General features: G+C 66.1%; 21 protein-coding genes. 3 read left to right on the forward strand and 18 right to left on the reverse strand.

What is annotated here, in order from left to right:
• Window positions 1–16: 16 nt before the first annotated feature.
• Genes QCE69_RS27320 through QCE69_RS27350 form a run of 7 tightly spaced genes read right to left on the reverse strand, consistent with a single transcriptional unit; the run spans window position 17 to window position 5535 of the window.
• Window positions 17–301: an MSMEG_0570 family nitrogen starvation response protein gene (locus tag QCE69_RS27320; RefSeq protein ID WP_309925026.1), complete on the reverse strand. Its 285-nt coding sequence runs from the start codon at window positions 299–301 to the stop codon at window positions 17–19.
• Complete coding sequence (locus tag QCE69_RS27325) at window positions 280–1479, reverse strand: MSMEG_0565 family glycosyltransferase (RefSeq protein WP_309934018.1); 1200 nt, start codon at window positions 1477–1479, stop codon at window positions 280–282. Before QCE69_RS27325 ends, QCE69_RS27320 begins: the two co-directional genes overlap by 22 nt.
• Window positions 1467–2417 carry a sll0787 family AIR synthase-like protein gene (locus QCE69_RS27330; protein ID WP_309934020.1) on the reverse strand — a complete coding sequence of 317 codons (951 nt, stop codon included), beginning with the start codon at window positions 2415–2417 and terminating at the stop codon, window positions 1467–1469. Before QCE69_RS27330 ends, QCE69_RS27325 begins: the two co-directional genes overlap by 13 nt.
• Window positions 2414–2974 (reverse strand): MSMEG_0567/Sll0786 family nitrogen starvation N-acetyltransferase, encoded by a 561-nt coding sequence (locus QCE69_RS27335; protein WP_309925032.1) that lies wholly within the window; start codon window positions 2972–2974, stop codon window positions 2414–2416. Before QCE69_RS27335 ends, QCE69_RS27330 begins: the two co-directional genes overlap by 4 nt.
• Window positions 2975–2976: 2 nt before the next feature.
• Complete coding sequence (locus QCE69_RS27340; protein WP_309925334.1) at window positions 2977–4047, reverse strand: MSMEG_0568 family radical SAM protein; 1071 nt, start codon at window positions 4045–4047, stop codon at window positions 2977–2979.
• Entirely contained in the window at window positions 4040–5047 is a 1008-nt protein-coding gene (locus QCE69_RS27345) for a Nit6803 family nitrilase (protein ID WP_309934022.1), read from the reverse strand. The genes QCE69_RS27340 and QCE69_RS27345 overlap by 8 nt, the downstream gene beginning before the upstream one ends.
• A 5-nt stretch (window positions 5048–5052) precedes the next feature.
• Window positions 5053–5535, reverse strand: coding sequence for an MSMEG_0572/Sll0783 family nitrogen starvation response protein (locus QCE69_RS27350; protein ID WP_309817869.1), 483 nt, complete (start codon window positions 5533–5535; stop codon window positions 5053–5055).
• Window positions 5536–5580: 45 nt separating this feature from the next.
• Between QCE69_RS27350 and QCE69_RS27355 the strand changes: the two genes are divergently transcribed.
• Together QCE69_RS27355 and QCE69_RS27360 are read left to right on the forward strand one after the other, a co-directional pair.
• Window positions 5581–5880 carry a hypothetical protein gene (locus QCE69_RS27355; protein WP_309934024.1) on the forward strand — a complete coding sequence of 100 codons (300 nt, stop codon included), beginning with the start codon at window positions 5581–5583 and terminating at the stop codon, window positions 5878–5880.
• Window positions 5881–5923: 43 nt separating this feature from the next.
• The gene (locus tag QCE69_RS27360) at window positions 5924–7315 is read left to right on the forward strand and encodes a PLP-dependent aminotransferase family protein (protein ID WP_309934026.1); all 1392 of its coding nucleotides are present in this window, start codon (window positions 5924–5926) and stop codon (window positions 7313–7315) included.
• Between the two features lie 36 nt (window positions 7316–7351).
• Here the strand turns inward: QCE69_RS27360 and QCE69_RS27365 are convergent, their stop codons facing one another.
• From QCE69_RS27365 to QCE69_RS27410, 10 genes are all read right to left on the reverse strand, one after another.
• Window positions 7352–8254, reverse strand: a complete 903-nt coding sequence (locus tag QCE69_RS27365) for a hypothetical protein (RefSeq protein ID WP_309934027.1) — start codon at window positions 8252–8254, stop codon at window positions 7352–7354.
• Window positions 8251–8430, reverse strand: coding sequence for a hypothetical protein (locus QCE69_RS27370; RefSeq protein WP_309934029.1), 180 nt, complete (start codon window positions 8428–8430; stop codon window positions 8251–8253). The genes QCE69_RS27365 and QCE69_RS27370 overlap by 4 nt, the downstream gene beginning before the upstream one ends.
• 17 nt (window positions 8431–8447) lie before the next feature.
• Window positions 8448–9056, reverse strand: a complete 609-nt coding sequence (locus tag QCE69_RS27375) for a HipA family kinase (protein ID WP_309934031.1) — start codon at window positions 9054–9056, stop codon at window positions 8448–8450.
• Window positions 9057–9217: 161 nt separating this feature from the next.
• Entirely contained in the window at window positions 9218–10087 is an 870-nt protein-coding gene (locus QCE69_RS27380) for a hypothetical protein (protein WP_409021237.1), read from the reverse strand.
• A 26-nt stretch (window positions 10088–10113) separates the two neighbouring features.
• Complete coding sequence (locus QCE69_RS27385; RefSeq protein WP_309934033.1) at window positions 10114–12543, reverse strand: NfrA family protein; 2430 nt, start codon at window positions 12541–12543, stop codon at window positions 10114–10116.
• Window positions 12540–14720: a glycosyl transferase family protein gene (locus tag QCE69_RS27390; RefSeq protein WP_309934035.1), complete on the reverse strand. Its 2181-nt coding sequence runs from the start codon at window positions 14718–14720 to the stop codon at window positions 12540–12542. The genes QCE69_RS27385 and QCE69_RS27390 overlap by 4 nt, the downstream gene beginning before the upstream one ends.
• Window positions 14717–16894 (reverse strand): cellulose biosynthesis cyclic di-GMP-binding regulatory protein BcsB, encoded by a 2178-nt coding sequence (locus QCE69_RS27395; protein WP_309934038.1) that lies wholly within the window; start codon window positions 16892–16894, stop codon window positions 14717–14719. Before QCE69_RS27395 ends, QCE69_RS27390 begins: the two co-directional genes overlap by 4 nt.
• A 753-nt stretch (window positions 16895–17647) precedes the next feature.
• On the reverse strand, window positions 17648–17959 hold the full coding sequence (locus tag QCE69_RS27400; RefSeq protein WP_309934040.1) for a hypothetical protein: 312 nt from the start codon (window positions 17957–17959) through the stop codon (window positions 17648–17650).
• The gene (locus tag QCE69_RS27405) at window positions 17946–19301 is read right to left on the reverse strand and encodes an acyclic terpene utilization AtuA family protein (RefSeq protein ID WP_309934041.1); all 1356 of its coding nucleotides are present in this window, start codon (window positions 19299–19301) and stop codon (window positions 17946–17948) included. The genes QCE69_RS27400 and QCE69_RS27405 overlap by 14 nt, the downstream gene beginning before the upstream one ends.
• A gap of 18 nt (window positions 19302–19319) precedes the next feature.
• Window positions 19320–20624: a citrate:proton symporter gene (locus QCE69_RS27410; protein ID WP_309925050.1), complete on the reverse strand. Its 1305-nt coding sequence runs from the start codon at window positions 20622–20624 to the stop codon at window positions 19320–19322.
• Window positions 20625–20724: 100 nt separating this feature from the next.
• Here QCE69_RS27410 and QCE69_RS27415 point away from each other — a divergent pair, with 100 nt between their 5' ends.
• Entirely contained in the window at window positions 20725–21615 is an 891-nt protein-coding gene (locus QCE69_RS27415) for a LysR family transcriptional regulator (protein ID WP_309934043.1), read from the forward strand.
• A gap of 54 nt (window positions 21616–21669) precedes the next feature.
• On the opposite strand, the gene QCE69_RS27420 is transcribed toward QCE69_RS27415, so the two are convergent.
• Entirely contained in the window at window positions 21670–22728 is a 1059-nt protein-coding gene (locus QCE69_RS27420; protein ID WP_309925053.1) for an NAD(P)-dependent alcohol dehydrogenase, read from the reverse strand.
• Window positions 22729–22933 lie beyond the last annotated feature (205 nt).

Consider the following 22933-nt stretch of genomic DNA (forward strand, 5'->3'; position numbering starts at 1 on the left):
TCCCCTGAACGAAGGTTTAATCGAGCGCGAGCACGGTGACCTGTGCTTCGTGCGCATCGTGGAAACGTCGTGCATCTGCTTCGATGCGTGCAAGCTGATCGAGCGCGGCGGAGCATGCGAATCCGTATTTCTCGCGCACGCGTTCGGAGCCGATGTGCAAGGCTTCGCGGGAACGGGCGACGAAGTCATCGACGGCATAGCGCTCGCCCGCCGTGAAGAACTCGCCGACGACGGTCGAAGGCGAATAGCAGTTGGCTTCCACGCCATCGGGCCAGCGGATCAGAAAATGCATGACGGGCATGGAGTGGCTCCGTTTGAAGGTTGATCGGTTTCGAGCCACGCGCGATAAAGGTCGAGATGACGCGCGGCACTCGCTTGCCACGTGAAGCGCCGCAACAGCGCGGGCACGGCTCGCACGAAGTCGATGCCGCTACTGCCCTCGAGCGCGGCGGCAATCGATGAAGCGTCGTGTGGATCGGCGAACGTGCAGGTGCGCTCGTCGAGATACCCGGTGAAGGGCGCGATGCGTGAGACCACGACTGGCCGTCCGCTCGCCAGCGCTTCGAGCACCACCAGACCGAAGCCTTCGCGAAGCGAGATCATCGACACGACATCAGCGAGACGGAACAGCGCGGGCATCTCAGCGTCCGGCAGCGCGCCCGTGACGATCACCGGCGTGCCGCGCGCGCCGACCTCGAGTTCCAGCGCCGCCGCTCGCGCAAAAAAGCGGCGCGTGTAGTCATCGTGGTCGAGCAGACTGGCGCCGCCCGCCAGCACCAGTTGCGCGCCGGGCCAGCGTGCGCGCAGCAAGGCGAACGCTTCGAGCAGCATCGACGTGTTCTTGCGTTCCTCGATTCCGCCCACCGCCAGCACAACCGGTCCTCCGCTCATGCCAAAGCGGTCGCGCAACGTATGCGTGTCAGAGTCGGCACAAACGCCGTAGCGCGTTCCGTCGATGCCGTTCGACACCGTGTGCGCCGTCACGCCATAGGTCGAGCGCATGATTTGCGTCCATGCGTCGCTGACGCAGAACACGGCATCCGCGTCCTGCCACGCGCGGCGTTGCCAACGGTCGAGTTGCGGGTCGTCGAAGTGGTCGAGGTGGTGCACCGTGCGCACGAAGCCACGAATCGTTCGCTCGTCCTTCAGTTCCGCCAGCGCATTCCCGCCGATGCTGTCCTGCGCATGCAGCACGTCGAAGCCGTCCGGATTGAGGTCTTCAAGCGCGAGCTTCAACGCGCGAAAGCGTTGCGCGACCATGCCAATCAGCCCCTTCGCCTCGCCTTCGATGCGCGCCAACACGATCCGGCACGGCGACGCGCGAAACATCGACTCGCCCGGCCGTGCGGGTGCGAAAACCGTGACTTCGTGCCCGGCGTCGTGCAGCGCGCGCGCCAGTTCGAGCGTATGCACGACGCCGCCGCGCGGATTCACCGAATGCGTCAGCAGTCCAATTCGCAGTGCGTTCAGCGCGCGCATATGAACGGCTCCTCGCGGAGGTTCCACAGCAAGGCCGCTTCGTCGCCGCGCGTCACGACCACTTCGCGCGATGGATCCACCTCGCCGATCACCGCGCTCGCGATATCACGCGATGCAAAGCGCGCGAGCACGTCGCCTACATGCTCCTTATGTACTGAAAGCACAAAGCCGAAGCTCGGAAACGCCGTGAGCCAGCGCTCGAAATCCACCTCCGGAGGACGCGGCACCGCATCGAGATCGATACGCGCGCCGGCATTCGAGCATTCGAGCAGCATCAGCGCCGTGCCGAGCGCGCCCGCCATGCTGATGTCCTTCGCCGCAATGCACAGCCCGTCTTCGGCCAACAATGGCAGCAGTTCGAAATCGCCCCTCGCGCGGCCTTCCGGCGCGCCCACCGATGCATTCCAGAACGGATACGGTTCCTCGAAACGCCCGCGCAGATCGACAGCCATGACGAGCGCATCGCCGGGACGGGCGTCGAAGCTGGTCAAGAGCCTGCGCGCACGCCCGACGATCGCCACCGCAAGCTGCGCGCCTTCGCTGCGCACGTTGCTGTGTCCGCCGACGATGGGCACGCCATATACGCGCGATGCCGCCGTCATGCCCGCGAGCACGTCGCCCGCGGACTGCGCGCTGCCGCTCCACAGCGCATCGACGACGGCGAGCGGGCGGCCGCCCATCGCGTAGATGTCGCTGACGTTCACCATGACGCCGCTGTAGCCGGCGAACCATGGCATCGTCTGGACGAAGTCGCTTACCAGACCTTCGATCGCGAACAGCAGGAAGCCGTCGCCGTCGGGAATGGCGGCGCAATCGTCGCCGATGGCCACATCGCGCGCGCCTGCCGGCAAGTGCGCGAGCACGCGCGAGATATCGCTCTTGTGCTGAAAGCCCCGGCTTTCTCTTAACCGCTCGACCAATCCCGCCAGAGGCTTCACGGCAGCCTCCGCGCGAGCGCGACAAAACCGCTCTGCGGCGTGACGCACGGCGGATAGGCATCGAGTTGCGCGCGCATCAGATGATGAGCGCGGCCGAACAGCGTTTCCTCCTGCTGCGTGTCCCAGTGCAGCCGCCGGAACAGCGGCACGTTCTGCTCCTGGACATGCGCGAGGAACGTCTCGCAGCCGAGCGCATGCGCGCTCGACACGGCCAGCCGGATGAGCGTCGAGCCGATCTTGCCGTGCGAGCGGAATGCCGCATGCACCGCGAGCCGCGAACCGAGCCACACGCCCGGCTCGCGCTCGTGAATGCGCACCGTGCCGACGACCTGATCCGGCATGCCCGCGACACAGCTCAGCGCGACCAGCAACTGCGCACGCGTGTCGATCTCGTCGCGATCGTCGCCGACGAACACGCCCTGCTCGATGCAGAACACCGCGCGCCGCAGCTTGTACGCTTCCTCCGCTTCCCAGGGCAGCGTCGCCCATTTGACGCGGAATTCGACCGGCGTGTAGTCGAGATCGAGTGCATCGCCTTCAATGGCTTCGACGAACATGGTCAGGCCTCGTACGATGACAGCGATGAACACGCGCCGCATTTGCCGCAGCCCGCCTTGATGTCGGCGGAACGCATGCCGGCTTCGCCAAGCATCGCGCCGATGGGCGCCAGCACCGCACGCATGAACTCGGGCGCGGGCGCGGGATGATCTTCGAGCGGTGTGCCGCTGATCGGCACGAAGGGCACGACGAACGGATACACGCCGAGCGCGATCAGCTCGCGCGCCATCCCGACGATGTCCTCCGCGCTGTCGCCCAGTCCCGCCAGGATGTAGGTGCTCACCTGGCCGCGGCCGAACACCGCGACCGCCGCTTCGAACGCTTCCATGTAGCGCGTCACCGGCACCGTCGCCTTGCCCGGCATGATGCGCTCGCGCACGGCCGGCGTGACGGCTTCCAGATGCATGCCGAGCGTATCGATGCCGCTCGCCTTCATGCGCTCGAACCAGCGGTCGTCGTCGGGCGGCTCGCATTGCGCCTGGATCGGCAGATTCACGGCGGCCTTGATCGCGAACGCGCTCTCGCACAGCACCCGCGCGCCGCGATCGGGCGTCGGCGGTGTGCCGGTCGTCAGCACCATGTGCCTGACGCCGTCCAGCAACACCGCCGCGCGCGCCACTTCGGCAAGCTGCTCCGGCGTCTTGTGCGCAATCGTGCGGCCCGCCGCCAGCGACTGGCCGATCGCGCAGAACTTGCACGACTTGCGGCGGCTCTCATAACGGATGCAGGTTTGCAGCACGGTGGTGGCGAGCACATCGGCGCTGTGCAGCGTCGCGATATGCGAGTACGGCACGCCGTCGAGCGTCTGCATCGCGTAGAAACGCGGCGCTTGCGGAAAGCTGATGCTGGCGATCGGAATGGCGTTGCGCGTCAGCGCGCTGATGCCGTGCGCATCCGGCTGACCCGCGACGAACGGCGAATCCCATGCGCTGCTCGTATGCACGGGAACCATGATGGTCACGCCGTCCACCGTCACGGCCTTGTGGTCCGATGGCCCCGCGCCGCCGCGCCGGCTCGACACGCCCGCGCGCGGATCGACCAGCCGCAGGCCGGCCGACTGCAGTTCAGTCATCAATTGCCGGCTCGATGCCGGCAGTTTCTCGCGGGCGTTCATCGTCGTGGGTGTCCTTGAAAGAAGTGACGGGCGATGCCGGGCGATCGTTGATCGCGAGGCTCAGCAACTCGGGCCGCGCATAGTGGCCAACCGAATCCATCATGCGTTTGCGCTTGGTGATGAGCGCCATGTCGAGATCGGCGATCACCATGCCTTCGCCCTCGCGCAGCGGCTCGGCGAGATGCTGGCCTTCCGGCGACACGATCGCCGTGTTGCAGCCGCCGCGCAGCGCGCGTTGCAGGCTGGGATCGGGCGTGATGGCTTCGATCTGCGCGTCGGTCAGCCAGCCGGTCGCGTTGACGACGAAGCAGCCCGACTCCAGCGCGTGGTGGCGGATCGTCACTTCGATCTGTTCCGCGAAGATCGGCCCCACCAGCGAGCCGGGGAACTGGCTGCAATGGATCTCTTCGTGCTGCGTCATCAGCGCGTAGCGCGCGAGCGGGTTGTAGTGTTCCCAGCACGCCAGCGCGCCGACGCGTCCCACGCCGGTGTTCACCACTTTCAGGCCCGCCGCGTCGCCCTGGCCCCAGATCATGCGTTCGTGGAAGGTCGGCGTGATCTTGCGGCGCTTGAGGCGCAGCGTGCCGTCGGTATCGAAGATGAGTTGGGTGTTGTACAGGCTGCCGTGATCGCGTTCGTTCACGCCCAGCACGACGACCATGTTGCACAGCCGCGCGTGCTCGGACACGGCCTGCGTGACCGGGCCGGGCACCACCACGGCCTGCTCGTACAGCTTCATGTGATCCGCGCCCGATGCCACCGGCGCGCGCACGAACGAGAAGTACGGGTAGTACGGCACGAAGGTCTCGGGGAAGACGATCAGCTGCACGCCCTGCGCCGCAGCTTCGTCGATGGCCGTGCAGACGCGGTCGAGCGTGCCGTTCGGGCGCTCGAAGTCCGGTGTGATCTGCACGGCCGCCGCGCGCACGATACGCGGTGTCGAAAGGGCATCGGGCATGATCGTCACACGGTCCAGGTATGGATGATCAGCGCGTTCTCCTTGCGATGGAGCAGCTGGATGTCCAGCACGTCGAGCGGATTGATCGGGCGGATGCCTTCGATGAGCGACGCCTCGCCGTGTCCATACAGCGCCTGCAAAGCGAAGCGGCAGGCGTAGACCTTGCCGCCTTCGGCCATGAACTTCTGCAGTTGCTTGTTGAAGTTGAGATGACCGGGGAAGGCTTCATCGCCGAGCGTCGGAAAGCCGCGCTGCAGACCGAGCGTGACGCCGGGGCCGTACAGCAGCACGGAGGTATCGAAGCCCTTGCGTTGCAGACGCGTGGCCTGCAACAGGTTCACGAAGCCGATCGACCCTTCGAACGCGACCGTGTGAAACGTGACGAGCGCTTTCTCACCAGGCTCGGCCTTCACGTCCTCGAAGACTTTCTCTTCGTAGTCGACCAGATAATCGCCGTTCTTGTGAAGCGGTTGATTGACTGCGGGCATGGCTTTCTCCGATGAGTGTGAGGTTCGATGCCGGTGCGCTCGTCCATGCAGCGCGTCGACGGGTCTTCAAACGCAACGGGTATGCCAATGATTGGCCCGCGAAATGCAATCACTTTGCAATCAAGCAAAACAAACTTGCTCGACGGAACCGAAAAATTTTTGCCTGAGCCTTGCTGGAAGGGCTTTATCGACGCAAGTGGGAGAAGGTGCGTGGATGGCGTTCGCACGATTTCAGCGCAAACGGGCGTGAGCATGGTGCGTCGTACACCGAAGACGTGCATCGATGCGATCAATGCAATCAAGTCCAATCTGCCGATGCGATCTTTTTCCCTTCGATTGTTTTGACATGCCAGGATCGAGCGAACCTGTTGCGAGGATCATCGCGGACATGAATCAGCCGGCACATCACTGGATCAGGAAGCTCGAAGAAAGCAGGAAGCCCGCTTACCTGACGATTCCCGATCTGATCGAGGAAGATCTCGCGAGCGGCCGTCTGCGGCCACGCGACCGGCTGCCCGGCCTGCGCGATCTCGCCGGCCTGCTGAGTCTCAACTACACGACCGTCGCGCGCGCCTATGCGGAAGCACGCAAGCGCGGCCTGCTCGACGCCCGCGCGGGCAGCGGCACCTTCGTGCGCGGCAGGACGCAGACCTTGCCGCTGGCGGGTGGCGGGAGCGTCGAGATGTCGATGAACATGCCGCCGGAGCCGCCCGCGCTCGCCGCGCGGCTGCGGGCTTCGGCGGCGCGGCTGATGGAACGCGCCGATCCGTTCCAGTTGCTGCGCTATCAGGATTTCGGCGGCTTGCCGGTTGATCGGGCGGCGGGACGCGACTGGCTGCGGCCGCGCGTGCCCGCCTGCGACACCGATACGGTGCTCGTGTGCCCGGGCATCCACGGGGCGCTGGTCGCGCTGGTGTCGCAACTTGCGCGGCCGGGCGAGATGATCTGTCTGGACTCGCTCGCCTATCCGGGCATCAAGGCGATTGCCTCGCAATTGGGCGTGCGTCTGCAAGCGCTGCCGCGCGACGACGAAGGGCCGCTGCCGCATGCGTTCGAGGCACTGTGCAGGACTGAGAAGCCGGGCGGCTTCTATTGCAATCCGACCTTGCAGAATCCGAGCACGCTGACGTTGACACGCAGGCGGCGTGAGGCCATCGCCGACGTGGCGCTGCGCTACAACGTGCCGATCATCGAGGACGAGCCTTACGGCATGTTGCCGCCCGATGCGCCGCCGACACTGGCCGAACTCGCGCCCGAACTGACCTATCACGTGACCGGCTTGTCGAAGACGCTGGGCGCGGGCTTGCGCGTGGCTTACCTGAGCGCGCCGACGCCGCGCCAGACGCAGCGGATTGCAGGCGCCTTGCGCGCGACCTCGGTGATGCCGAGTCCGTTCACCGTGCTGCTCGCGACGCACTGGGTCAATGACGGCACCGCCGCCGACGTGCTGAACGCGATCCGCGAGGAAGCGGCCGCACGGCAGGCAATTGCATTGGCGGAACTGCACGAATTCGCCTTCGATGCCAACTCGCACGGTTTCCATCTTTGGCTGCCGGTGCCATCGGTATGCGACTGGAGCGCGCCGGAACTGGCGTTGCAGTTACGCAATCAGGGCATCGGAGCGGTGGCGGGCGCGGCGTTTTCGACCGACGGTAATCCGCCAAATGCGTTGCGTTTGTGTCTTGGTGGCCCGCAGGATCGCGAGGATTGCAGGGAAGCGTTGCGACGCGTGGCGGATATGCTGGGTGATCCGCATCACTTGCATGTGCCGATGTTGTGATGCGGAACGCGTTATTGGAGCGACGGCAGCGCCCACTCATAGATTTCCTGAGCCAAATTCGGTTTCGGACGGCAGGCTGACGACGCGGAAGCCGTCGCGCTTCAGTTTCCACGCCTGTTCCTCGATGACGTCGAGAATGCTCTTGTACTCACGTGCTTCGAGTTGCTGCTTGTCAGGCAGCAGCAGGAAAAGCCCCGTGTCCTTCAAGTTTCGAATCCGCGAATACGTGGTCAGGTCGCGGCTGGATTTGAGCACGTTGAATTCGACGGTACTGGCGTTCTTGTGGACAGCCGACACGACGCTTCCGCACGCTGTGCCGGTTTTCAGGTTGAAGTCGAGGAAGTGCTGCACGCCCCGGTCGTCCACGAACTCACCCGAACCGCTCTCCGTGCCAAGCACGAACTTCTCGTAGTCGAGATGGGCAATTCGCTTCAACTCCTCGTTCACGAGCGCCCGCACGCGTGACGTGTCGAGGGACGCGAAGCCTCGCCGGGCCGCCTTGACCTTCGGCGCCATGACAACGACTTCCTGGAATAGACGGTCTACCGTGGATTCGACGTCGTCGCCGGACGTATAGGCAGGCGCCGACACCTGCAACGTGGCCGAGCCGAACGTGACTGCGTTCATCGCGGTCTGGTGGCGGGCGGCGCGATGCAGCGTTTCCTCGACATGCGTCATGATTTCGCGGAAGGCGCGGCGCGGGAAGGCCTCTCCATAGACGCACTCGAAGCTTTTGTAGTCTTCGAGAAGCTTGAACTTCAGCGCCTTGCCTTCGGGCTGCACGATAACGCCAACGCTGAAGCGTTGCGGAATGAAGACGTCCGGCTGTAGCTCGACGGTGCCCCAGATTCCCGAGAAAGATGGCTTGACGGTTGCCGTGGCCAGACGAGCCAGATGCTCGGGGTTCCCGAGGTCGCGGAAGAGGGATGAAAGATTCATGCGATCACCCCAAGCTTCTGCGCAAGCCAGCCCGGATTGGCACGGTAGGTCAGATAACCCATGATGCCCTGCGGCAGTTCGGGCGCGGCGTCAGGCGAAAGCACGTTGATGAACGTGCTCAATGAAGCCTGCACCGATGACAGCGCGCGTTGGTGCGTGTCCGCGGAAACGGCCATGGCGCTATGGAACGCCTTCAGCTCTTCCGAGGAAAAAGATGCTGCTGCGCTTCGTCGAGCAGACTACGAGAGGTATAGGAGACGCCCATGGATAGCCAGAGTATGTCGTGAAGCAAAGTCTCGTGGTCGATTGCAACGTAACTGCCGTTCGAGCTCCGGATGAGATTGCCGAAGTTGCGGTCACGGTTGTCCGTCCAGACGTCGAAGGCCGCCATGGAGCGGACGTCCTGGCTCCGCAGACAGCCTTTGCGCGAAAGCCAGAAGGCCCACTTGTGCACCTGCTTGACGGACTTCCCCGCAACAATCTCACAGCACCACGCGGCGCACATGTTCAGACCGTTGGTCCAGTTGGGTAACGCCATGTTCTTTCGCAGTTGCTCGACAGGAACGAGCACGACTGCGCCGAATCCCGGCACCGGCACCCCCACCGATGCCGCCAGCACCCATCCCACCGCCTCGCACAAGAGCGCTGGCGTATTGGGCTTGAGAAGTTTCACGAAACAACTGCGCAACTGTCCGAACGCGTCGCGGATAGTGGCGAAATGGATCGTGTGGTTGGCCCCGTCACAGGCGGGAATGCCGCGAAATTCACACCACGCGGAGGCGTCGAGAAGAGGAACTGGCATTGCGGACTAACTCAGACATCCTGAAGGCCAAGGACTGACGTTTAAGGCATGGCATGCGCCATCGGGCTTTTAGAGCGTTCAATCTAACTGGTCGAGTTCAGCCGTCATCAACCATCCGCAACAACTTGAAGAATTCAGACTTTTCACGTCACAACCCGTTATCACCGCTTCCCGTACGCATCAAGCAACTGCTGCACGAGCGTGTTCGACACATAATGCGGACCGTCGAACAGATAAATCCGATAGCCCCGATACGCATCGATCTGCGGCTTCAGCTCCGCCGCCGTAGCCGCGCGAAAACCCTCTCCCACCTGTGGCCGAAACGCCTCCGCGATGATCCTGACCCGCCCGCGCCCCAGCTTCGCCGCCAGCTGATCCGCATACTCCCGCGCCACGCGCGGCTCGCGCGCATACACGCCGCAACCATCCTGCAGCAACACGCCGACATCGCGCGGCAGCCATTCGTCGAGCCACGCGGCCAGCGCCGTGCCGCCCACATTCGCGCGGTCGTAGACGCTGATCCACAACGGCCGGGGCAGCGCATCCAGCGTCGCGCGCAACGCACCCGCGTTCTGCCAGGTCGGATCGATCTCGACAGGAAAGTAGTAGCCCGTGACATGCACCGGCGGACGCGCATCCACGAGCTGCATCGATTCGTTGAACAGCTGTGCCGTGTTCGCGCGCGCGGCAGCTTCGTCGAAACGGCCTGCCAGCCCGATGATGACGTCGCGCGCCCACGGCTCCTGCCCGATGCGCTCCCAGTCCGGCAGCCGTGCCGCCATGCGCAACCCGGTTCCCGGCAGGAAGGAGAGACCGTCCACCGCCGTCCACTGCACGATGAGTTCGTGCGCACCCAGCTTGTCCCAGTCGCCGTGCGGGTCCGCATGGGCGTTGTCGGGTTGCCAGACCATGCCGTGCACCAGCCGTGGCGGCGCGGTATCGGCGCAAGCAACGGAGAAGGCGCAGCACGCGGCCGCCAGCACGGCGCAGCGCGCGGCCATCAGCGGATGAAAATGCAGAAACGGGAACATGGCGCGGCAAGCGGAAGACAGTGGCGTCAGTACGAGAATACCGCACCGAAGAACACGCCTTTCGCGCGGTCGTCGCCCGCGACCCGGAAGCGGTATTGCACCGATACATCGACGAACGAGCGCGGCGCGTCATACCTGCCGCCGCGGAACGCATAACGCGCCGACACGCCCGCGCCGACGCCCACCGGCACGCTGTGATCGATCGCCGAGTCGTAGTCCATACCGACCACCGCATGCGGAAACACGGTCAGGCGCGGACTGAGCGCATCCACGCGATAGCTGCGGCCGAGACGCGCGTTGGCCGTCGCGTAGCTCGAATGATTCGCGATGTAATGCCCCGCTTCGCCGTAGACCGTGCCGGTCCACCAGCTCGGCACATCGAGCCGGCGGGCGTCGCCGAAACCGTTCGAGTAGGCGGCGCGCGCCAGCCAGTCCGAGCGCACGTCCGAGCCGAGCGGCACGATCTTCTCGATGGCGAAGATCGCATTGGCCGACGCAAACGGCTTCACCCGCGCGCCAAACGCCGCCTGCAAGGTCGAGGTTCCCGACGGGCCGCCGCCCTTCACGCCGAAGTTCTCGTAGCTGCGCGCATAGACTTCGAACATGCGGTCGCCGAGACTGCCGAACGGACGCCAGTACGCTTCCACGCCCGCCTGCCAGTTGTTCGACACGCCCGGCACCGGCGAGAACGCCACGCCCTGCTGCGCGCCATTGCCACGATAGTTCACCGCCGCGCTGAAGCCCCAGTTGCGCGTGGCTTCGGCGTGCGCGGCGCGGGCATCGTTCAGCGCCTGCGCGGAGAGCGCTTCGTCGGCGGGACCGTCCGCGCTGCGGTCGATGGCATGCTCCAGATAGCGCGCGCCCTCGCCCGCACGATGCGTCCCGAGCGCCGCGTAACCCGCATCGGCTTGCGCGGATGCAGGCAACGTCCCGTTGCGGTCCGCACGCGCGAAGTAATCCAGCGCGAGCGCATTATCCCCGGCGCGTTGTGCGACGAACGCCGCCTGCACGTCGGTCAGCGCATCGAGCAGCTGTGCGTCGATAACGCCGCGCGCCGCTTCCGACGCCTCACGCGTACGACCCAACGCCACGAGGTCGTCGATCAGCGCGATACGCGGTTGCGGATCGTCCGGCACGGCGGCAATCGCCGTGCGCCATTCGTCCGCCGCAGCACCGCGCTCGCCGCGCTGCTCCGCCAGACGCGCCGCGCGGGTCGCGGCCAGCGCCGGATCGTGCGCGTAGACATCGCACGATGCGCCGAATTCATCGGCGCGGCATTCGAAGGTCGGACGCGCCAGCGGATCGACTTGCACGGCTTGCGTCACGCCGCGCCGCGCCAGCGACTGCGCACGATGGCGGCGCAAGGCGATGGCGGCATCGGTGTCGTCTGCGGCCTTCGAGCGTGGCGGAGGCAGCGCATCGAGCGCGCCTTGCGCATCGCCCCGGGCCAGTCGCACGTCTGCGACGATGGTCCGCGCCACGCGGGCGTCGCGTTCCTGCCGTTCATCATCCGATGCAACCGACGCCGACAGCACCCGCGCGAAGTCGCCATCCGCGCCGCGCGCCGCACGCGCATAGCCGCGCAGCGCCCACGCAAGCGCATCGTCGGGATTCCGCGCGACGGCATCGCCGGCTACCGCTTCCACGCCCGCCAGATCAGCGCGCGCGAACATCGTCTCGATCAGCTGCATGCGGTAATCCGCGCGCCACGGGGCATAGTCCAGCGCCTGCTGCGCGCGCCGCTGCGCTTCATCGAGATCGCCCTTCTCGCGCGCCGCATACGCCGCCCGCGATTCGGCCGGCGCGAGCCGGTCGCCAATGAAACGCCGCCGCGCACGCAAACCGTCGCTGTCGCCGAAGCGCGCCGTCGCATCGACGGCGGCGGTCCACGCGGCGGCATCGTCGCCACTCGCCGCAAGGGAATCGATCAGCAGATCGCGCAGGCGCTCCACGTGTGGCGCGAGCCGCACCGCCTCGCGGCCCGCGCTTGCCGCGACTGCGTAGTCCTTCCGTCCATAAGCCCGATACGCAGCGCGCGCCGCCTCGAGCGCCGGCACCGGCAGATCGCCCGGCACGCCGCCGATGCCGCCCGACGCAATCAGGATCCCGATCTGCCGGCGCCGCGCCGTCACCGCAGGCGTCGGCCCGAACTGTGCGACTGCGTCATCCAGCACGCGCCGCGCCTCTTTCAGACGCCCGCGCGCCGCCAGCGCATTCGCCAGCAGCAGACGCAGTTCGGGCACGTCGGGCCGCTGGCGGATCGCTTCGCGCGCGCCGGCGACGGCAGCGGCGTAACGGTGTTCGTCGTAGGCCGCGAAAGCCTCGCGCGCCACGCGATACGACGCGCCGCTCAAGGGCAGCGGCAAGTTCGCATCGGCTCGGGAAGCGTTCGGCGCGCACAGCGTCGCGGCGGCCCAGGCCGCGACGCCCAAGCGGCGAGAAAGACGCGCCGTCACGACTTAGCGGTCCGCGTGCGATGGCGGCGGCGCTGCTCGCCAATTGCGACGGTCAACGCCTCGTGCGTGATCACCCCTTCCGCCACCAGATAATCGCCGATCCGCCCATGCCGCTCCGGCCGATACTGCTGCAACGCCGTCTCGAACGCGCCGCGCGTGACGAGCCCCATCTCGATCATGAGGTCGCCGAGCAGCGGTACGCCGTCCGCGACGGGTTCATCGCCGGGTTCGGACAAGCGCTCGTCATCCGCCGCGTCCGGATGAACCAGCCGCCCGACCGCGCGCATCATCCGCAGGCCCGCCGTGATCTCGCTTTCGCGCACCACCTGCAAGCTCACCGCGCGCCCCGCCGCCGCGCTCAGTTCGGCGAGCGCGGCATCGTCGAGCAGGCTCGCGCAGACGAACAGCGCGTGACCGTTCGTATCGAAGCCCTGCGGCAGCGCGCGCAACCGCACGAGTGCGTCCGGCTGCGCCACCTGGGTGAGGTCCATGCGCAGCGGATCGAAGCGGCCGCGCGGCAAGTCCGCCTGGAACGCGATCGCCTCCGCGAGCGTCTCTTCGTCGAGCCAGCCGCGCGTGATGAGCACGCGCCCGATCGGCGCCTCGCGCGCATGTTCAGTGCGGCGCGCCTCTTCGAGCCGCTCGGGATCGATCGCCTGCCAGGAGACGAGCAGTTCGCCCAGTTCCTGACGCGTGTCGCGCAGGCCTTCGTTGCTCGGGAAATCGTGCATGGTCTTGTCCCATGCGAGCCTGCGCCCCGTCAACGCATGCACGATGAACAGCCGCCACGCGCGCGACACCGCCATGAAGTTGATGACATTGCCGATCACCATGCGCGGCACCGAAAGCACGCCGTGCTCCCAGCCGTACAGGCGCGTCGTGAAGATGATGCGTTGCGTGACGCGCAGCACGAGCGCAATCGAATTCGCGATCAGCAGCGCCTGAAGCCATCCCGAATCGATGAACGGCGACGGAAAGAAGCGCGTGGCAATGCGAAAGTACGACGCCGCGGCGAACAGCATGAACTGCCCCGCGAGCAGATAAGCAAGCATGCCGACGAAGGCCGTCACGACGCCCTTGCGATCGCGCAGCAGCAGATAGCGGTTCGCCAGCGAGCCGCTCCAGCCCGTCAGCGCCCAGCCTTGCAGGCCGATGCCGAGCGTCCAGCGCGCGCGTTGCCGGTAGGCGGTGCGAAAGGTATCGGGGAAGAACTCGCGCACGCACAGCGGCATGGTCATGCGGATCTCGCGCTCGGGCCCGAGGCCGAACCAGCCCTTGCGGCGCGTCGTGAATTCGACCGGAAACAGCGGAAAGATGGACTGCATGCCGAGCTTGAGAATGCGCGCGCCGATGTCGTAGTCCTCGGTCAGGCTCTCGGTATTGAACGGCTGCTGTTCCGTCTGCTCAACCAGCGCGCGCATGGCGCGACGCGAGAAGCACGTGCCCACGCCCGCCGAAGGCACCGCGCCCGCCAGACTCTCGCGCACCACGAGATCCTTCCCATGCCATTCGGCGAACTCGTCCATGTAGGTGCCCGCGACGAGTTCGAACCAGTGGCGTTCCAGCGACGCCACCGGCAACTGGATCATGTCCTTGCGCGGCAGAAGGTAATTGAAGAACTTCAGCTCGACGGGATGCAGCACGTCTTCGCTGTCATGCATGACGATGCCCGCGAACTCGATGCCCGCCTCGAACTCGTAATGCATGATGGCCTGCACGAGCCAGTTGAGGCAGTCGGCCTTGCAGGTCGGGCCGTCGTGCGGCACTTCCACGCGGTGCAGATGCTTGTAGCGATGCCGCATGCGCTCCACTTCGGCAATCGTCGCGGCATCGTTCTGATAAGTGCCGACGAACACCGTGTACGCGCGGTAATCCAGCACCCGCACGAGGTCCTCGATCATCGCGGCGATCACGTCCTGCTCGTGCCACGCGGGCACCATGATCGCGATGGGCTGTTCATCGCGCGCATAGAGCTGCTCGACCGTGAGCGGCGCGTAACGCCGCTCCACCGTCACGCGCCGCCAGAGCTTGCGCGTCCAGTACCAGACGTCGATGAAGAGATCATCCACGCTCGACAGCAGGATGATGGCCGCAACCGTCGCGGCCATGTACTCCAGTCCCTGGTAGTAATCGGCGAGCAGGATGCCGCCGTACCACCTGAGCGTCTCCAGCATCACGCGCGGTCCTCGTCCTGCGCGCGGCGCTGTTCGGCCCGATGTCTGCGCCGCGCCCGTCCCGCCAGCACGATCAGCGCGAGCAGCAGCACCACCAGCACGCCCGGAATGCCCCAGCGCGCCCAGTGATGCGTGACCCAGTCGGTGCTGCTTGCGGGTTCGTCGGAGAGTTCGTCGGGGTTGACGGTGTTGAACTGCTTGAGCACGCCGCTGCCGTCCACCACGGCGATATTGCCGCGCGAAAGCTGGAGCTTGTCGGTGAGCACGGGCGCCGCGCCTGCCGAGCGATAGACGATGCCGCTCTGCCCGCCCGCGCTCGCCACGCTCACCACCCCGACGCGCGAGAGACCCGACATGTCGAGCAGCGTGTCGCCGGAAGGCGAGCTCAGCGACAGCCGCTGCGCCGAATACAACGCGGGGTTCTTCTCGCCGTCGAAGCTCACGTCCGCGGCGAGGAACGGGCCGTCCGGCTGTGTGGCGGCCTGCGCGGACGCCACGGCGAATTTCGCGGTGGCCGGCGCGATGCCCGCCGCGCCGGTCAGCACGGCCAGACGCGGCACGCTGGCGAGCGCGTCGTCGAGATAGGCGCGCGGCACATACACCGTCGCCGACGACGCATAGCGCGCCGCCATCCCCGCGAAGCTGTCCTCGGGCGTGGCCTTCGCGAGCCGCAGATGGCTGGTCGGCAGGACCGCGACCGGATACGCCTGACGCGCCTGGCATCCGGCATCCGGCTGACGGCGGAACGACACGCGCAACTCGTTGGTGCGCGCAAGCGCGTAGCGCGGGATCGACGCCACCAGCCGCTGGCGCGCGCCATCGACATTGATGAGACGCGCGCCGATCATCACGTCGTTGAAGTAGACCGTGGCGGTCGCGCCGCCGTTGGAGAGCGTCGGCGACGCCGCCAGATCCAGCACCACCTGCGCCGGCAGGCGTCCGTTGCCCGAGGCCGCGGCGAGGTCGAAGCGCGCGACCCACGAAGCGTCGGTCTGCACGTCGATGCTGCGCGGATCGCCGCCGAGATCGGCCAGCGGAATGTCGTCGCCGCGCGCCTGCTGCTCCACGTCGATGCGATGCACGATCACCCGGTCGGATACGTCGATGGGCCGCCAGCCATGCGCCAGCGCGCCGATGCCGCGCGTGTCGCCCACCACGATCAGCGCCCGTCCGCCCACGTGCGCGATGCGCACCTCGCCCGGCGCGAGCGGCGCCGTCAGTTGCGAAGCCGTGCGCTTGCGCCAGGTATCGAACGCGGCGAGCGCGTCGGCGGATGTGCCGGTCACTTGCAGCCGCAACGCATCGAGCGCCGCGCCGAGCGTGCGCCGCAGGGGTTCATCGGCGACCACCACGTCGGGACCGAACGCCGTGCGCGGACCCAGCGCCACCAGCGCGCCCAGTTCCGCCTGGTTCGCGAGCACATGCTTGCCGCCGCCGGCCAGCGCGGCGAATGCGGGGATCGCGCGCAGCGGCGCGGGAACGTCGAGCTCGCCCAGATCCACCGTATCGCCCGGCGCTGGCAGCGCCTGCATCACGGGCCGCTTGCCGTCGCGCTGCAAGAGCGCGTCGGTGCGCCATGCGGCATCGTAGGCGCTGCTCGACAGCTTGCGCCCCGACACCGCCAGCACCGGCGCATACGGCAACGCGCTCCATGCGGTGCGCAGGTCCTGCACGTCGGCCGGATCGAAGCGGAAGGTGAGACGCGTGCCCGGGTCCACGCGCAAGACATTGCCGATGGCCGTCTGGTCCGTGCAGTCGTTCTGATTGATCACCGACGCAAAGCCCAGTCCGAGCCGCACGAAACCGGCGTTGCGCGGCGCGCCGTCCACGCCCAGATTCAGCGACACGCCGCCTGCGTCCTGCGTGAAGGCGCGCGCCAGCACCGGCGAGCCGTCGAGCGAGAGCAGCATGGTCACGCGGCCGCCGTCGCCGCGCACATAGCCGCCGTCGAACTGTAGCGCGGCGTCCTTGAGCGGCACGCCCGCGGGCACGGGCAGGAAGAATTCGCGGCGCGTATCGGGCGCATTGAGCGCGACGCTTTCCAGCAAGCCGAGTTGCCTGAGCGTGACGGTGCGCGTTTCCTGCACATCGGCGGCGAGGTGAGAGAAAGCGTCCGCGAGGCTCGGGTCCGCTGGCGTCGCGGCGGACGCCAGGCGCGGCACGACGCTCGCAAACAAAACGCACGCGGCGATCAAGGTCCTGAAGGTACGTAAGGCGCCTCGTTGATGCCGCTTGAAGTTGTCGTAGATCAAGTTACTTGACTCGCATTTGACGCGATGCGGCGCAGTGGCGAAGTCAATGCGTCACCGGCGCCCGGTAGATACCGGTGGCCGCCGAGCGTGAGTTGACATCGCGAACGCCGCGATAGCGTGAGACCCGAATTCTGACGGGAATGACTCAGTGCTGGATGTTGCTCGACAGAAGCCTCTTGAAAAGCCGCGAAGCGCTTCGATCAATCCGTGAGGGAACGGCGCCCCCGTTGTTCCGGGAAGGCCAGCCGCAGTCGCGCGCACGGACAATCCGCAACGGCCCTGCGTGTCAACGAGATGGACGCCCGGATGGATTTCGGGCGATGACGGCTGGCCGCGCATGCCACGGAACGAATTGCCGACTGCTCGTTCCGCGCCCTCGTGCGCGACTTTGCCTCGACAGCATCGGGCGCTGACCCGAAGCCGGAAAACTGCGTTGTTGGCTTCGTTCTCATTGTCCAGACGACGACACAATCTTTTGACAAAACGGATTGTATTCAGACGTTTAAGGACAGCCAGACAACAAAAATGTAAAAAAGTCTAACGACAGCATCAGGGCGAGTATTGGCTATTTTTTGTCTATCTTCAGACAGAGCTTTTTACCTATTTTGGCCGGGAAAGTTAGTTAGTCCCACGATCTGAAGATGCAATTCGCATGCGTATTCACTATTCATCCGCCCCTCACGCGGGCGCATCGATTTCAATGTCGAGTAACGCGGCGCTCACCGACTTGCCGTGTGCATCGAGCGCGAGGGAACGCGTGACGCCGCCGCCGAGCGCATGACTCAGCACGAAGTTGAACGCATGCAAATTCGGCAGTTCATGGCGCACGACGGCGCCTTTCACGACGTCCGCGAGATGCGCCTTGACACGTCCCGGCGTGACTTGCTCGCGTACATGCGCGTAGTGTTGCGGGTCGTAGCAGATCACCGAGACATTGAGCGTGTTGCCCTTGTCGCCGGTTCGGCCGTGGGCCAGTTCACGCAGTTTCATCGTTTGTCTCCACGAATTCGAAAGCCGGGTTCACCTGTTCGCACGGCAACAGCACCGACTGCACGGCGATGACTTCACGCGTCGCCTTCGTCACGCCGCCGCCGCCTGCCGGACCGTTGGTATAGAGCGTCTCGACCTCGTTGCCGATGCGCGCCGCTTCGCGCGCGTTCGCAGCGCGTCCCGCCACGCGCACGCGGACTTCGTACGGTTCCGCGTGACCGGCGGCCAGCGTCTCGCCATACAGCGCGTTCACGCCGATCAGGTCGAAGCGCAGTTCGGACGTCTCGACGCCCGTGAGCGCGAGCCGTTCCCGCACGATATCGAGCGCCAGTCGCGCACGTGCCAGCGCGCCCGGTCCGCCATAGGAAATCTGTCCTTCGCCGATGAAGCCGTCCACATACGCCACCGATACCTTGAGCGTCCCGGTGCGTTCATGACCGCGCCCGCCCGTCACGCGCACACGGTCCGGCGCTTCCTGCGCGACGCGGACCTGGGTGAAATCGGCGACGACGTCCGGCTGGAGGTAACGCGCGGGATCGTGGATTTCGTAGAGCAGTTGTTCCTTGCAGGTCGCTTCCGTCACGCTGCCGCCCGCGTGCGGCACCTTGGTCACGACCACCGATCCGTCCGCGCTCACTTCGCCGATCGGAAAGCCCAGACGGGCAAGCCCGTTCACGTCCTTGCAACCGGGATCGGCGAAATAGCCGCCTGTCACCTGGCCCGCGCATTCGAGCAGATGACCCACGACCGTCGCCTGGCCGAGCGTATTCCAGTCGTCCATGCGCCAGCCGAATGCGTGGATCAGCGGCGCGGCGAACAGCGACGGGTCGGCCACTCGCCCGGTCAGAACGATGTCCGCGCCCGCAGCCAGGGCATCGACGATCGGCGCCGCGCCGAGATACGCGTTCGCCGAGACGATACGTTCGGCATAGCCGCCGACCTCGTCGTCCGATTCCTCGAAACGCAGCGGCGCGCTCAGCACGACGTCGAGCACGTCGTCGCCGGTCACGGCCGCGATCTTCAGCGACAAGCCCAGTTCGCGCGCGATCTCCTCTGTCCGACGTGCCGCCGCGCGCGGATGGGCTGCGCCCATGTTCGAGATGATGCGCACGCCGTTCTTCGCCGCGATGGGCAGCACGGCGCGCATGCGCGCGTCGAGCAAGGGGTCGTAGCCGGACGCCGGATCGTGGCGGCGCGACTGTTGCGCGAGCGCGATGGTGCGCTCGGCGAGACACTCGAACACGAGATAGTCGAGCGCGCCGTGCTCCGCGAGTTCGACGGCCGGTTCGATGCGGTCGCCCGAATAGCCCGCCCCTGCGCCAATTCTGATGATGTCCTTCATGACTTCGTCCAGTCCGGATTAAAGCGGAAACACGCCCAGCAGCACGCACGCAAGCGTCATGACGAGCGACGCGCCGAACAGCAGCGGGAAGGTGAATTTCTGATGGTCCGCGAGATCGATGCCGCACAGGCCGACAACGAGAAAGGTCGCGGGCGTGAGCGGACTCACGGGAAAGCCGGTCGTCATCTGTCCGAGCAGCGCCGCCTGGCCGACGTGCACCGGCGCGACGCCCAGTTGCGACGCCACTTCGGCGATCACCGGCAGCACGCCGAAATAGAACGAATCGGGATCGAACAGCATGGAGAGCGGCATCGACAGCACGCCGAGCACGACGGGAATGTGCCCCGCCATCGCGGGCGGCACGAAGCCGACGGCTGCCTGCGCCATCGCCTTGAGCATGCCGCTGCCCTGCATGACGCCGGTGAACACGCCCGCCGCGAGCAGGATGCCGGCCATCATCAGCGCGGCGCGAGCGTGCGCGTCGATGCGTTTGCGCTGCATCTCGACGTTCGGGTAGTTCACCATCAGCGCGATGCACAGGCCCACCATGAACATGATCGCGGGCGGGATCTTCTCGCCCATCACGACCATCGTGCCGAGCACGATGACCGTCAGCACGATATTGAACCAGAAATTCTTCGGCCGGCGCAGCGCCTGTTCCTCGGGCGTCAGTTCGCGCTTCGGCAGCGGCACGGCACCGCTCGCGCCCGAGTAGCCGAGGCGCTTTTCCTCGCGTCGTCCGAGCCACCACGCCATGCCGAACACGAACACGAGACCCACGGCCTGCACCGGAATCAGCGGATTGAACAGCGCCGAAATCGGCAGATGCAGCGAGGCGGACGCGCGGATCATCGGCCCGGTCCAGGGCAGGAAGTTGATGCCCGCCGCCATGGAGACCGCCGCCGCCAGCACGCGCTTGTCCATCTTGAGGCGTTCGTAGAGCGGCAGCATCGCCGGGATCGTGACGAGGAAGCAGACCGCGCCGGAGCCGTCCAGATGGATCAAGAGCGCGAGCAGCGTCGTGCCCATGACGATGCGCGTCGGCTTCGTGCCGACCGCGCGCAGGATGCGGTCGATGATCGGATCGAGCGTGCCGGCGTCGGTAATCGTGCCGAAATACAGGATCGCGAACACGAACATGCCGACGACCGGCGCGAGACTCTTCAGGCCATCGATGACGAACTTGCTGGTCTGCAGGCCGAAGCCGCCGAGCAGCGACGCGGCAATCGGCACGATGATCAGCGCGACGAGCGGCGACATGCGTTTTGAGAGGATCGCCCCGAGCAGGACGACGATGGTGGCCAGGCCGAGCAACGGCAGCATGAACATGTCTCCGAATCTTGTTTTTTGATGCCGTTCAGCGTAAGTTCGCTGCAGCGATAACACAATTGAAATGATTTGATCGCAGCCATCACATCTCATAATGGATCTGAATCTTCGCGACATCCGGGCGCTGGTCGCGGTGGCGGACACCGGCAGTTTCACGCGCGCGGCGCAGCGGCTCAATCTGTCGCAACCGGCGCTGACCGTGCAGATTCGCCGGCTGGAAGAGGCGGTCGGCGCGCGGCTGTTCGATCGCAATAGCCGCAACGTCGCGCTGACGCCCACCGGGCGCGAACTGCTGCCGCTGCTGCGCAAGTCGCTGAACGACATGGAGAACGTGCTGCGCGACGCCCGCGCGCTCGGCGAAGGCGGCAGCGGCACCATTCGCCTGGCGTGCCTGCCCACGTTCGCGGCAAGCGTGCTGCCGGAGCTGATCATCGGCATGAAGCGCGAGGTGCCGCGCGTCGCCTTTCAGATCCGCGATGTCGTGGCGAGCGCCGTCAACGCGCTCGTGCGCAGCGAGGAAGCGGATATCGGGCTGACGGGCGGCGAGGTCGCGGACCCGTTGCTGGAGGTGCTGCACGCGGGCGTCGACCGGCTCGTGGCGGTGTGTCCGCGCGGCCATGCGCTGGCGCGGAAGCGGCGCATCGGTCCGGAAGATCTCGCCCGCGAGCCGCTCGTGCTCACCGCGCCGGGCACCAGCGTGCGCGCGGTCGTCGATGCCGCGCTCGGCGCCACGGGCGAAACGCTGGAGATTGCCTGCGAGCCGACTTACATGATGACCGCCGTCGCGATGGTGCGCGGCGGCCTCGGCGTGACGATCCTGCCCGAGACGGCGCGCGAGGTGCGCGCGGAGCCGGGGCTCGTCGTGAAAGCCATCGATCACCCGGCCTTCGTGCGGCCGGTCGCGCTCATCCGGAAGAAAGGCCGGACCTTGCCGGCGGTGACGGAGCGCTTCGTCGAAAGACTGCGCGCGGCCATCGCGCAGTGATTCATGCTCGTGCAGGCGCGGCAGCCTCCGCCGCGCCTGCCATGGCAACGCTGCTTAGCTCGGCATCGTCGACATGTCGATCACGAAGCGATACTTCACGTCGCTCTTCAGCATGCGCTCGTACGCGTGATTGATTTCGTCCATGCGGATCATCTCGATGTCGGAGGTGATGCCGTGCTTGCCGCAGAAGTCGAGCATCTCCTGCGTCTCCGCGATGCCGCCGATCAGCGACCCGGCCAGCGCGCGCCGCTTGAAGATCATGTTGAACACCGCCGGCGACGGATGCGGATGCTCCGGCACGCCCACCAGCGTCATGGTGCCGTTGCGCTTGAGCAGCACCATGAACGGATCCAGGTCGTGCGACGCGGCCACCGTGTTCAGGATGAAGTCGAAGCTGTTGGCGTGCGCGGCCATCTGGTCCGGGTCCTTCGAGATCACGACTTCATGCGCGCCCAGGCGCTTCGCGTCCTCGATCTTGCCCGGCGACGTCGTGAACAGCACCACGTGCGCGCCCATCGCGGCGGCGATCTTGACGCCCATGTGTCCAAGGCCGCCCAGTCCGACGATGCCGACCTTCTGCCCTTTCTGCACGTTCCAGTGACGCAGCGGCGAGTAAGTCGTGATGCCTGCGCACAGCAACGGTGCGACAGCCGCGAGTTCGAGATTTTCCGGCACGCTCAGCACGTAGGCTTCATCGACGACCATGCTCGTCGAATAGCCGCCGAAGGTCACGCCGCCGGACTGGCGGTCGGGCGAGTTGTAGGTCTGGATGAAGCTGTCCGGACCGTCGCAGAACTGTTCGAGGCCTTCCTTGCAGGCGTCGCAGACGCGGCAGGAATCGACCATGCAGCCGACGCCCGCGAGTTGCCCCACCTTGAACTTCGACACGTCCGCACCGACCTCGACCACCCGGCCGACGATCTCATGCCCCGGCACGATCGGATAGTTCGACGCGCCCCATTCGTTCCTGGCCATGTGCAGGTCCGAGTGGCAGACGCCGCAGAACAGGATGTCGATACGAACGTCGTTCGCCCCGACCTCGCGCCGCTTGATTTCGAGCGGACCGAGCGGTTTGTCGGCTGCGGCGGCGGCATAGGAATACGCTTTGTACATGGTCTGCTTCCCTCCGGTATTTGCATCTTTTGCGAACGAACGAGCATCTTTCCACGACGGAAAAACGTGACCGCTGCAAGGTGACAGGGTGATGTTATGTGCGACAGCGAACGTTCGCCATGACGCTGCGTGCTTCTGGCGAACGCCGTGCGGATCGCGCCGATGTTTCGGCGGCCATCCGCAACGCCAGTACTGTATGCCTATA

It is taken from the genome of Caballeronia sp. LZ032, assembly GCF_031451315.1.
Taxonomy (GTDB): domain Bacteria; phylum Pseudomonadota; class Gammaproteobacteria; order Burkholderiales; family Burkholderiaceae; genus Caballeronia.